Source organism: Aeromicrobium sp. PE09-221 (assembly GCF_002174305.1).
In the GTDB taxonomy this organism is placed as follows: Bacteria; Actinomycetota; Actinomycetes; order Propionibacteriales; family Nocardioidaceae; genus Aeromicrobium.
This window is the reverse complement of the sequence record NZ_MIJB01000002.1, coordinates 128793-141043: the sequence shown is the minus strand read 5'-3', so window position 1 is coordinate 141043 and position 12251 is coordinate 128793. Positions and strand designations below refer to the sequence as shown.

The window sequence follows — 12251 nt, the reverse complement described above, 5'->3', positions numbered from 1 at the left end:
GGATCAGTCCTGGTTCTGCGGAGGCAGCGCCTCGATGAACGGATGATCGGCATGGATCACGCCCATCTTCGCGGCCCCTCCCGGCGATCCGAGCTTGTCGAAGAAGTGCACGTTCGCGTCGTAGTACTCCTTCCACTCCTCCGGGGTGTCGTCCTCGTAGAAGATGGCCTCGACCGGGCACACCGGCTCGCAGGCACCACAGTCGACACACTCGTCGGGGTGGATATAGAGCATGCGGTTGCCCTCGTAGATGCAGTCGACAGGACACTCGTCCACACAGGCACGGTCCTTGATGTCGACACACGGCTGGGCAATCACGTAAGTCACGGAAACTCCTTCGGAACAGTCCCCACCAGTATCGCGCGGACGCCATGGGCCCCGCAGCACAGGTCCACCTAATGGATACCCGCCGGTCACGTAGGCCGGCCTGTCATGGTGGGGACCGTGCGGAACTCCCTCGGACGCGAGCAGATCGGACAGCGCCTCAGTGTGCGCAGTCTCACAGGGGGCCGGGGTCCCAGCGGGGGCCCCGAGGCCACCGACACGATCGGCGTGCTGGTGGCGGTCGATGCCGACAGCGTGGTCCTCGAACGCCGCGACGGCCACCGGATCCGCCTGATCACCGATCGGATCGTCGCGGCGCGCACCGTGCCCCTGCGCCCGCGCCGCCGCCAGCCGGCGACGGCGATCGATGCCGAGGAGCTGACGCGGATCACCTCACGGGGCTGGCCGGCCGTCGTGAGCGAATCCCTCGGCGACTGGGAACTGCGGGTCGCCGGCGGCTTCACCGGACGCGCCAACTCCGCGGCCGTGCACGGTGACCCGGGAGTCCCCTTCCCCGAGGCCGCGGCGCGGGTGATCGACTTCGCCGTGCGACACGAGATCGCCCCGCTCGCGCAGGTCGTGGTGGCCTCGACCTGGGAACGACGGTTCGCCGAGGCCGGATGGGAGCCGATCGGAGGCTCGCGGCCCGGCGCGATCGTGCAGGTCGCCGATATCGGCGAGGTCGAGCACGACCCGGCGATCGACTTCTCATCCACCGCGGATGACACCTGGCTGCGCCACTACGGACGCGTCGAGGATCCCTCACTCGCCCGTACCGTGCTCGAGGGACCGGACCGCGTCGCCTTCGCGACCCTGGACGACGTCGCCATCGCCCGGGTGGTCGTCACCGGACTCTGGGCCGGCCTGTCCGCCGTGGAGGTCGATCCCCGCCATCGGCGCCGCGGCCTCGCGCGTCGGCTGATGCGCGGGTGCCTGGCGTGGGCGGCCGAACGCGGGGCGGACAAGGCCTACCTGCAGACCATGCAGGACAATGCCCCGGCGCTAGCCCTCTACGCGCCGCTCGGCTTCACGACCCATCACGCGTACGTGTACCTGCGACCGCCCGCCTGACACACTCACTCGCCCTCGGGCTTCGGACCGCACACCACCCGGTCGGACGCCTGGTACCTGGCGGTGTTGGTCTCCCGCTTCACTTCCTCGCCGTTCTGGCGGAAGATCCGGATGATGTCGATGTCGAAGCCTTGTACCGGTGCTTGCGCGACACACGCACCCGTGTCGTCATAGCGCGTGCCGGGCTGACGGAAGTTGCGGCGCGGCGACTCCCCCGCCTCGATGTCATACTGCTTGGTGCCCCACATCTCCACGGTGATCGTGCCCTGCGAACCCGGACCGCTCGGTGAGATATAGGAACGGATCAGAACGCCGTTGTCCAGCGAGTTTTTGAACCGCAGATCCAGGCTTCCGTAGTACACGGTCGCCTCGCGACCGACCGGATAGCGATCGATGTAGAAGGCGTGCGGGTGGTGCTCGACATCCTCCAGGCCGGCGAAGAAGGCGGCGTTGTAGGTCGTGGTCACCACCTGGGAGACGCCGCCGCCCATCTCCTCACGGAACACGCCTCCGTTGATGACGATGCCGCTGGCAAAGCCGTTCGCCGTGGTGCGCTCGCCGACCGTGTCGTTGAAGCTGAACGTTTCCCCCGGCTTCAGCAGCGTGCCGTCGATGATCTCGGCCGCACGACCCTGGTTGATGTTGCGGTAGTCCGCATGCGGGTAATTGGTGCTGAAGGTGGAGATCTTCTCCGTGATGCCGAGTGCCTCGGCATCCTCGGTGGTGAACTGCGGCTCGACGGGCGTCGCCTCGACCGTGATCGCCCGGGCCTCGCCCTCCTCGGTGAGGACGGGCAGGAGCTCCGCGGCCATCGTCTCCGGATCCAGTCCGAGGCCGGGCTGGCTCGGGGTGATCACGGGCGTGTCGTTCTCGATGGAGATCACCGCGTCCACGGCCTTCTCGCCGATCCCGGTGGTGGAGTCCGTCAATGGCTCGGCCAAGGCCTCCTCGTCGATCTTGGCGACCATCGCGCCGTCCTCGACCTCCACGGTGAGCGCCGGCGTGTACGCGGTGACCGGCAGGTCGATCGACTGCTCCCCGACATTCAATGTCACCGGTGCGCTGACCGCGGGCTCGGCGATCGTGCGCATCGCCTCGGCGAGGCCGTCGCTGTCGACCTGCGGCTCGACGGTCTCGACCGGGATGTCGACGGGATCGTCGCTCATCAGGTACGCATCGCGGATCGCCTCGGCCAGGGTCTCGCGCTCGACGACCTCGCCGGCCTCGGGCTCACGCGGCTCGGGCGCGCCCTCGGGGAAGGAGATGAAGGCCTCGACCACGGGACGGTCGACGGTCTCGGCGATCGTGTCGACGGAGCTCGTGAGCTTGTCCTCGTCGACCGTCAGCACGGGGTGGTAGTCGCGATCCCCGAACACCAGCGCCACCATGCGTCGCGGATCCCACGAGCGACCGCCTCCGGCACGCTCGATACTGGCCTCGGCATCGAGGACCAGGCCGACATCGGCGGGGACGAGCTCGAAGGTCTGATCCTCCCGGGAGGCGACGAGGGGTTCGTCGAGCCGGTCGGCGGTCCCTTCCTCCAGAGCCGCGACGGCATCCGAGGGTGTCTTGCCGCCGACATCGACCTTCGCCACGGTCGTATTGGCCGGCATGCGCGATCCAGTCAGGAAGTAGCCCGCGATGTAAACGGCGGCGAGGAGAGCGAACACTCCCCCGAGCGTCCACCAGGGCCACCGGCGGCGACGTTTCGTCGAGGCGGTGGTCGTGGTCTTCTTCGTCACTGGGGTCCTCCGTAGACCGACTTCTCCGACTCCGAGGATCGCACGATCGTGCCATAGTGGGAGCGATAATAGAGCAGCGGGTCGTCCGGTCCCTCGTTGACGCGGGCATCCACAACCCGCCCGAAGAGGATCGTGTGATCCCCGGTGACCGTCGTCTCAGCCGTTTCGCACTCCAACCACGCGAGCGAGGCATCGAGCAGCACGACGCCCGTCGAGCCGCGATGGTGCTTGACCTCCTCGAACTGCGTGTCCAGCTCTCGGCCCCGGTGCGCGAACCAGGCGGAGTCCTCGCGTCCCTCCTCCGCGAGGATTGACACACCCCAGACCCGGGCCCGCGTGACGGCTTCGTGGAAGCGGTTGCGGTGGTCGACACAGACGAGCACCAGGGGCGGATCGAGCGACACGGAGGTGAACGCACTCGCCGTCATCGCGTGATCGACACCGTCGACCACGGTCGAGATCACCGTCACCCCGCTGGCGAATCGCGAGAGCGCGCCGCGGAATGCGCTGGGGTCGACGGGTGTGGACACGCCACCCAGCCTAAGGCGTGGAACCTGACGTCCGGTACGCCGTCCACCCCGTGACGACGGCGCCGATCACCAGACCGCCGCCGAGGAAGCTCCATCCCAGGGCGTCACCCTGGATCCAGACATCGCGTCCCGTCTGCACCACCAGCACCACGAGGATCCACGCCCCGCCCGCCCAGGCCGCTCCGAGCGGGAGCAGGTCGGCGGCCGCCAGCACCGCCACCAGCAGGACGAACCAGGCGACGAGCACACCCCAGGGGACGGTCGACTCGAACCACACATCACGCTGACGATGGACGACCACGCCGATCGCACCGGCCCAGGCACCGAGCCCGGCGGCGACGGCGCGGCCGATCATTCGATGCCGGCGAAGAGATCGTCCTCGAAACCGTCTTCGCCGACGGGTCCGCGCTGCCCCACGGCCAGTCGATAGAACTCGCTGCCCCAGACCTGGTTGCCGATGTTATTGGAGAGGGCGAAGAAGGGACCGTCGACGGCGATCTGCGAGGCATGCGCCCGCATGGCGGCCAGCTTGGCATCGACCCAGCGGTTGCCGTCGACGCGGGCGTCGAGGTCGGCATCGGCGAGTGCGAAGGGCGGCATCTGATCGGGGTCCCAGCCCTCGAAGGCCGTCTCACCATTCTCGCGCAGCTGGATGAGGCCCTCGCGCATATGGGAGGCCGACATCGCGGTCCAGTAGATCTTGTCGATCTCCCAGCGGGCGCCGAGATCGCGGCGGTAGGAGCGGGTTCCCGCGAGCTGTGCGGCGTACATGGCCACGCGGTGAGCCTGGATGTGATCGGGATGTCCGTAGTTGCCGAACTCGTCGTAGGTGACGAGGACCTGCGGGCGGACCTCGCGGATGACCTCGACCAGCAGATTGGCGGCCTCGGTCAGATCGGCGGCCCAGAACGCATCGGGGCGCACGTTTTCGCCCGCGGCGGCATTGCCGTCCTCACCCCAGACCATGCCCGAGTCGCGGAACCGGCCCGGTCCGCCCAGGAAACGATGGTCGGTGACGCCGAGTTCCTTCATCGCATCGGCGAGCTCGCCGATGCGATGCTCGCCCAACCGGTCCTCGGCATCGGCCGCGTAGTGCGCGATCTCGGGGGTGAGGATCTCGCCCTCCTCGCCGAGCGTGCACGTGATGAGCGTGACATGCGCACCCTCGGCAATGTACTTGGCCATCGTCGCCCCGTTGTTGATCGACTCGTCATCGGGATGGGCGTGGACGAGCAGAAGGCGGCGGTCGGGCAGCGACATGGACCCCAGAGTACCGAGCACTCCCCCACCCGTTGAGTGGGACGTTTGGACGGTCGATTCCCGGATTCTGCCGTCCAAACGTCCCACTCAACGGGTCAGGGGCGATGCGGGAGGATGGGGGCATGACCGTCTCCTATCCGCGCCTGGCCGCTCGTACCGTCCGCTTCACCCTCGGCGTCCCCCGCAACCTGACGGTCGCACCTGACGGCCGGACCGTGCGCTTCGTCCGCACACCCGATGGCGTCACCCGCACGGGCCAGATCTGGGAGTACGACATCGCGACGCGGACCGAGAGTCTGCTGGTCGACCCGGTCGCGCTGCTCGGCGACGGAGGCGAGGAGCTGTCGGCGGAGGAGAGGTCGCGCCGTGAGCGCAGCCGCGAGTCCGCCGCAGGCATCATCGGCTACGACGTCGACGCGACCGGCCGCTGGCTGTGCTTCCCGCTGTCCGGACGGCTCTGGGCCACGCACCTGGGTGCCCGATCGACGCGCGAGCTTCCCGCACACGGGTCGGTCATCGACCCACGGCTGGACCCGACCGGGCGACGCATCGCCTACGCCTCGGGGGGATCACTGCGCGTCATCGGCGTCGACGGCGACGACGATCGTCCGCTCGCCGAGCCGGAGTCTCCCACGCAGGTCTGGGGACAGGCCGAGTTCATCGCCGCCGAGGAGATGGACCGCTTCCGCGGCTTCTGGTGGGCGCCCGACGGCCAGTCCCTGCTCGTGGAGCGCTTCGACGACTCGTCGGTGCCGGTGTGGCACATCGGCGACCCCGAACACCCGGAGCGTGCAGCCGTTCAGCAGCGCTACCCGGCCGCGGGCGCCGCCAACGCCGAGGTGACCCTGTGGCACATCGACCTGGGCGGCTCGCGGACGCCGATCGAGTGGGACCGCGATGCCTTCGAGTACCTCGGCCGGGTCTCCTGGACCGAGCACGGCGGCCCGGTGATCCAGCTGCTGAGCCGCGACCAGCGCCGCAGCCACATCCTGTCGGTCGACGTCACGACCGGCGTGACGACGCTACTGGCCGAACTCGCGGACGACGCGTGGGTGGACCTCACCATCGCTCCCCAACACGGGCCGGGCGGACGGCTGGTCTGGGCCGAGGACCGCGAGGACCGGCGTCGCATCGTCGTCGACGGCGAGCCGATCAGCGATGCCGCCTGGCAGGTGCGCGGGCTCGTGGGCCTCGACGACAATGCCGTGATCGCGACCGCCTCACAGGAGCCCACCGAGGTGCAGGTCGTGCGCTTCGGCTACGACGGGTCGGTCACACCGCTGACGGAGGGCCGGGGTGTGCACGGTGCGGTCGTGGGCGGCGACACCACGGTCATCACCCGCGCGTCGCTGGACTCGACACGTCCCGAGGTCCTCGTGCACGCAGGTGCCGACGCGCCCGGCCGTATCGAGGTGGCGATGGAGGAGCCGCCCTTCCATCCCGAGGTCGAGCTCGTACGACTCGGGGAACGGGAGCTACGCGCCGCCGTCCTCTTCCCTCGTGAGCACGACGGATCCGCCCTGCCGATCCTGATGGACCCGTACGGCGGTCCGCACGCGCAGCGGGTGATGGCCTCGGCACGGATGTTCCTCGAAGCCCAGTGGCTCGCGGACCAAGGATTCTGCGTCGTGGTCGCGGATGGCCGCGGGACCGGTGGGCGCGGCCACGGCTGGGACCGGGCGATCCTCGATTCCTTCGCCGAGGTGACCCTCGCCGATCAGATCGACGCCGTCCAGGCCGTGGCCGAGCGCTACGGCGAACGGGTCGACCCCTCGCGGGTCGGGATCACCGGCTGGTCCTACGGCGGCTATCTGTCCGCGCTGGCGGTGCTGGCCCGTCCCGATGTCTTCCACGTCGCCGTGGCGGGTGCGCCGGTGACCGAGTGGCGCCTCTACGACACCTGCTACACCGAGCGGTACCTCGGCGATCCGTCAGCGCGGCCCGAGGTCTACGACGCCAATTCGCTGCTGCCCCTGGCCGGCCGGCTGGAACGTCCGCTCATGCTCATCCACGGCCTCGCCGATGACAATGTCGTGGCGGCGCACACCCTGCGGCTGAGTTCAGCGCTGCTCGCGGCCGGCAAACCGCACACCGTACTACCGCTCTCGGGGGTCACGCATATGACGCCGCAGGAGGTCGTGGCGGAGAATCTGAAGCTGCTGCAGGTCGACTTCCTGCGCACGCATCTCGCGCGGGAGCGGTGACATACGCACCTCTCACAGCCGTGGGCGGTGGGCTACGCACCACTCACAGCACCTGTGACGTGCGTAGCCCACCGCTCGCCCCACACGAGGGGTGCGTAAGTCACCGCCCTCGGGAGGGGTCAGGGTTCTTGAGGCGTCGGGGCGCGGCGGGGAGGTCGAGGGGCTCGGCCGGCGCGACCGGCACCTCCGCCTCCGGCACCCAGCCGCCGAGCTCATCGGCGCGCTTCATCACCTCGGCATCAGGATGGTCGAGGAGGACGACCCAGGCGTGGTCCTCGTCATCCTCCTCGCCGGCGAACCCAACACGTCGCGGCTCAGTCTCCAGCTCGAGTCCCTCGAGAAAGGTCTCGGCGTCGTCGCGCTCGTCGAACCAGATCTCGGTCATGCGAGCTCGAAGTCCTCGAAGTCGAAACCGGGCGAGACGAGACAGCTGACGAGCGCCTCGGCGGGTCCGGGCAGGGTCCGCTGCCAGACGCCGGCCGGCACGAGCACCTGGGTCTCACTCGATGTGGACACCCGGGCCACTTCGCCTGCCGCCGGCTGATCGCCGTCCCCACCGAACTGCAGCTCCACGATGCCGTCATGGGCGAGCCAGATCTCATCGGATGCCACTCGATGCCAGGCCGAGGACTCCCCGGCCGGCAGCAGGAACCAGATCAAGGTCGCGGTGGGGCGCACCCGGCCATCCGGCAAGGTCACCTCGACCTCGCTCCTCCAGGTCTGGCGGAACCAACCGCCCTCCGGATGCGGTTCGAGGCCGAGTTCGCGGGCGCGGGCAGGACGATCGGTCATGCTCCAGATCGTAGGAGACACACGGTGGGGGCGGAGCGGTCTCGCGCTCCGCCCCCACCATCTCGTTCAGGCCTGCCGGCGACGCCAGGCCCAGGCGCCGCAGCCCACGGCGCCCACGCCCAGCGCGATCAGCAACGGACCCACCGGACTGCCGGTGCCCGGCAGCAGCGCACGCACGCCGATCCGTTCGCCCGACCGGCTCGCCCGATCCGCGGCGGTTGTGTCATCCGCGGCCGGAGTCGCACCGGGACCTCCGGGACCTCCGGTACCGCCGGGGACTGACGTGCCGGGGTCCTGTCCGGGATCGTCCGGGCCACCGGGCTCACCGGGCACGCCCGGATCGACCGGAGGTCCGGGCTCACCGTCGGTGCCCAGGAGAAGCGGCACCGTGGCCACGATCGGGCCCGCCGCGGAGGCGGGTTCCACCAGAGACTGCGTCCGTTCCTCTGCCGACCCAGCCGGCGCCGCCGGCTCGTCCTCCGTGGCAGACGGCTCGGGCTCAGGCGTCGCTTCTGCCTCCGGTGTCACCTCGGGCTCAGGCGTCGCCTCCGCCTCCGGTGTCACCTCGGGCTCAGGCGTCGCCTCCGGCTCGGGAGCCGCCTCGGGTTCGGGGACCGCCTCCTGCGAGGGCGCCGGGAGCGCCGACCGTTGCGCCGGATACGGATCGGGCTGCGCCAGCGGCACGATCTGCTCCTCCACCCGCTCCTCCAGCAGCGCACCCTCCGCGGCGCGTTCGCGGGCGTCGAATGCCGAGCTGCCCTCGGCCTGCCGCTCGGCGACCGAGCTGACCGCGTACCAGTTCAGGCCAGCCTTCTCCGGCTCCCACACATGCTCCACGATCTCTCCGGCACGGACCTTCTCACGGCTCTCCTCGCTCGAGGTGCCCTGGACCAGCCAATTCGTGGTCGAGAACGACGTGGGCCGCGTCAGCGACAACTGCACGACGAACTCGTCGTCCTCGGGCCCGTAGCGCGCGTTCTCACCCCGGAAGTCCGGCTCGTCGTACTTCCAGGCATCGAAGCTCTCCAGGGTGGGCGAGTAGGCGTTCACCCCCATGAGCCCGGCGTCGAGGTCAAGCTGCAGAAGCCGCTGGAACCCGGTGTCGCGATCGTGCAGATCCGTGCGCGCCTCGGGCTGGGTGGAGCGGTAGCCCTGGTAGTCGGCCAGCATCTCCACCACGCGACGCTTGCCCTGGCCGACTCCGTCGACGACGACCGTGGACTCGTTGAGCTCTGTCACGTCGACTCGGTCGCCGGTCACGGGATCGGCCAGATTGGTCGCCACCCCGTGGTAGTGCCCGCCGATGACGAGGAACACATTGTCATTCGGTGCCACGACGGTGTCCCAGATGGCACGCCCCCGTGCGGTGTGACGTCGGTCGACATCCTCGACCGTCCCGTCGGTGTAGAGATACGAGTGGGTCGCGAGCACCACGTTGTACGACGGATTGGCCCGCGCGACCGAGGAGGCCCAGGACATCTGCTCGTCCGACGGCCGGTACGGCAGGTTCACGACGAGGAACTTCGTTCCGTCGTGCTCGAACCAGTCGTAGTGCGCGCTGTTGTCGCCGGGGCGCCAGGAATTGCCCCACCACGGCTGGCCCTCGAACATCCCCGGGCCGAAGTACTCGTTGTAGAGGTCGTTATTGCGACCCCACAGGTTGTCGTGATTGCCCGGCAGCACGCCGTTCGGCACTCCGGCCGTGTTCATCAACCCCACGATCCGCGCCGCGTCGTCGAACTCGCGACGGGCGCGCACCGGATCGGAGTTGCCCCCGATCCAGTTCTCGATGATGTCGCCGGTCAGCGAGTTGTAGGCGATCTTGCGGGCATCGGCATTCGCGACGACCCATGCGACCATGTCGGTGAAGACACCCACGAAGCCCTCGGAGTAGAACTGCGTGTCGGTCATGTGGTTGATCGCCGCGTCGTAGATCCCGGGATCGGCGAAGGCGCCGTCGGTGACGCTGACCTCGTCGAACAGACCGCCGCTCGTGCGGGGACCGTCCATCACCAGGATGTCGGCGCGGTTCTCGACCACCATCGCCTCGGGGATGCGGCCGACGAGCGCCACATCGCCATCGGCGGAGGGCTCGCCCGCGGTCACCAGCTCCCACTGATCGCCGGACGGATTCCATCCGTACAGCTGGATCTCGTTGCGGTCCTGTGTGCGGCCGTTCCAGACCACTTCGAGCCCCTCGACCGGCACCTCCTCGACCGCGATCTCGAAACGTTGGAAGGGATAGTCGCCGGTGCCGCCCTCGGTCACCAGCTCATCGGTCGGCGCGAGTTGCCGCTCCCCGTCGATCTCCCGGGCCGGCGGCGGGATCTCGCCCGTCGTACCCGCCCAGATACGCGTCGCCGCGGTGTCGAGGACGACGGGTGTGGCCGACCGGAAGCTGACGTCGAGCTCGGCACTGGTCGCATGCTCCGTCCGCACCGCGGTGCGCAGGGTGCCGTCTTCCTGGGGCTCGGCGCCGTCGGCCGTGGTGACCGGGGTCCCCGGACGGTAGGAGCGCTCGACGGTGGCGGGATCGAGCTGGCCCGCACGGGGAGTCGCCGGATCATGCCAGACGTGATCGACGTACTCGCCGGGACTGCGCTCGGCCTTGACGAAGTCGTCATAGCTGCCGCCGGTCGAACGGGCGCGCTGATAGGTCTCGCCGGTGTCGGCCTTGAGGTTGTTCTGAGCGGTCAGCCCGCGTCCGCAGTGATCCTGCCGGATGGTGTCGTAGACCCCGACCCCGTCGACCCGGGCTCCGTCGGCATCGAAGACCACGGCTCCATAGCCGTCGGTCTCGTTGAGTCCGGTCTGGTAGGTCGCATCGGGCGCGTCGATGGTCGAGGACCGGTGCGCCGCGACGAAGGTCTCGCCGGGAGCGAGGACGCGGCCGAGGTCCGCGACCTGCGGGTCGGGTGCCATGCGGCCGGTGCCCTCGCACCGGTGGAGCCGCCATCCGCTGAGATCCACCGGGGCCGCGCCGAGATTCGTCAACTCGATGAACTCGTCGCTTCCACCGGCGGGACCACTGCCGGTGATCTCCGTGATCTGCAGCGAGCCCGCATGCGGAGAATCGGCGATCACGACATCCGCGAGCTCCTCGGGGGCCGGCCACTCACCGGGTGTGCGCTGCGCGGCACGGAAGTCCTCGGCATTGTTGCCGGTGTGTCCCACGCGCTGGTAGCTCTCACCGTCCAGGACCGAGATGTCCATCGCCTTCGCGGTGCCGTCGGTGCACGGCGAGACCCGATCCGCGTACATGCTGAAGCGGTCCACGATGCGCTCGTCGGGGGTGAGCACCATCGCCCCGGAGTTGATCCAGTGCACGCTGGTCGAGTAACGGAGATCCGCCGGTGTCGGAGAGCCGGACCGACCGAGCGTGAAGACCTCCCCCGGTTCGAGCACCGTACCCTCGGGCAGGCCGTTGGACTGCGCGTAGGTCTGCGCGTTGTCCCCGCAGCGCCACACCTTCCAGCCGCTGATATCGGCGGGACGATCGCCGGCATTGGCCAGTTCGATGAAGTCGTCGTTGTAGCCGGCCGGCCCGCCCGGCGCGTATTCGCTGATGACGATGTCGCCATCGGTGGTGATGTCCTCCCACTCGGCAGCGTTCTTCTCACCCGGCGTACGGCCCGCGACGATCCAGTCCTTCGTGACATCACCACTGAGCCCGACCCGCTGATGGGACTGGCCGTGCGCCCAGCTCGCCTGATGCTGCAGGCTCACCGGATTGCGGCAGTCACTGTCGATGTTCTCGTGGTAGAAGCCGACCCTGTCGAGCGTGCGGCCACGCGCATCCTGCAGGAAGGCACCGAACCCGAAGGAGTGCAGACTCGTCGGATAGGTGATGTCGCCGGTACGGCCGTCATCGAGGTCTCCGCCCTCTCGCACGGCGGTGAACTGCTCACCCGGTGCGAGCATCGTGCCGTCGGGGATGACCGCCTGGGGGCCGTAGCCGTCACCGGTCTGGCCGCAGCGGAAGATCTTCCAGCCCGACACGTCCGTGGGGGCCGTGCCGTAGTTGGTGATCTCGATGAAGTTCTCCGCCGAGCCCGGCCCGCCGGAGGCGACCTCGCTGACGAGGACACCTGACAGCGGGGCTGCCGGTGGCGGGGGCGGAAGCTCGATGGACGGTGGTGGCGGAGGCTCGGCCGGCGCGGCGGTGGCCACGCTCGGCACGAGCGCCATCAGGACCGCCGCGGACGCCAGGACCGCGGCACGCCGTTGGGACAACACGAAGGGTGCTCCTAGAGAGAGGGGTTGGCAAAGATCGAACTCACTCTGGTCAGCCCCTGTGTCCCTGGTGGGGCCACATGCCTACGTCCGCA

The 12251-nt window shown here is 69.2% G+C and carries 10 protein-coding genes; 2 read left to right on the top strand and 8 right to left on the bottom strand.

The window, feature by feature from the left end; translation table 11 throughout:
* Positions 1–3 precede the first annotated feature (3 nt).
* On the bottom strand, positions 4–327 hold the full coding sequence (fdxA, locus tag BHE97_RS00815) for a ferredoxin (RefSeq protein WP_087622114.1): 324 nt from the start codon (positions 325–327) through the stop codon (positions 4–6).
* Between the two features lie 117 nt (positions 328–444).
* Here fdxA and BHE97_RS00810 point away from each other — a divergent pair, with 117 nt between their 5' ends.
* Positions 445–1395 carry a GNAT family N-acetyltransferase gene (locus BHE97_RS00810; RefSeq protein WP_170931181.1) on the top strand — a complete coding sequence of 317 codons (951 nt, stop codon included), beginning with the start codon at positions 445–447 and terminating at the stop codon, positions 1393–1395.
* A 5-nt stretch (positions 1396–1400) separates the two neighbouring features.
* On the opposite strand, the gene BHE97_RS00805 is transcribed toward BHE97_RS00810, so the two are convergent.
* From BHE97_RS00805 to mshB, 4 genes are read right to left on the bottom strand one after another with little or no spacing between them, the layout of a single operon-like run.
* Entirely contained in the window at positions 1401–3137 is a 1737-nt protein-coding gene (locus BHE97_RS00805) for a VanW family protein (protein ID WP_087622112.1), read from the bottom strand.
* Positions 3134–3667, bottom strand: a complete 534-nt coding sequence (locus BHE97_RS00800) for a flavin reductase family protein (protein ID WP_236757462.1) — start codon at positions 3665–3667, stop codon at positions 3134–3136. The genes BHE97_RS00805 and BHE97_RS00800 overlap by 4 nt, the downstream gene beginning before the upstream one ends.
* 10 nt (positions 3668–3677) lie before the next feature.
* A complete protein-coding gene (locus BHE97_RS00795; protein WP_087622110.1) occupies positions 3678–4022 on the bottom strand; it encodes a hypothetical protein in 345 nt (114 codons plus the stop codon).
* Positions 4019–4927 (bottom strand): N-acetyl-1-D-myo-inositol-2-amino-2-deoxy-alpha-D-glucopyranoside deacetylase, encoded by a 909-nt coding sequence (gene mshB / locus BHE97_RS00790; protein ID WP_087622109.1) that lies wholly within the window; start codon positions 4925–4927, stop codon positions 4019–4021. Before mshB ends, BHE97_RS00795 begins: the two co-directional genes overlap by 4 nt.
* Before the next feature lie 122 nt (positions 4928–5049).
* On the opposite strand from mshB, the gene BHE97_RS00785 reads away from it, so the two are divergent.
* Positions 5050–7131 (top strand): prolyl oligopeptidase family serine peptidase, encoded by a 2082-nt coding sequence (locus tag BHE97_RS00785; RefSeq protein ID WP_087622108.1) that lies wholly within the window; start codon positions 5050–5052, stop codon positions 7129–7131.
* Between the two features lie 100 nt (positions 7132–7231).
* Here the strand turns inward: BHE97_RS00785 and BHE97_RS00780 are convergent, their stop codons facing one another.
* The 3 genes from BHE97_RS00780 to BHE97_RS20925 all read right to left on the bottom strand — a co-directional run bounded on the left by BHE97_RS00780 (position 7232) and on the right by BHE97_RS20925 (position 12159).
* Entirely contained in the window at positions 7232–7516 is a 285-nt protein-coding gene (locus BHE97_RS00780) for a hypothetical protein (protein WP_087622107.1), read from the bottom strand.
* Positions 7513–7923, bottom strand: coding sequence for a cupin domain-containing protein (locus tag BHE97_RS00775; protein WP_087622106.1), 411 nt, complete (start codon positions 7921–7923; stop codon positions 7513–7515). The genes BHE97_RS00780 and BHE97_RS00775 overlap by 4 nt, the downstream gene beginning before the upstream one ends.
* 66 nt (positions 7924–7989) lie before the next feature.
* Entirely contained in the window at positions 7990–12159 is a 4170-nt protein-coding gene (locus BHE97_RS20925) for a lamin tail domain-containing protein (protein WP_087622105.1), read from the bottom strand.
* Positions 12160–12251: the final 92 nt, after the last annotated feature.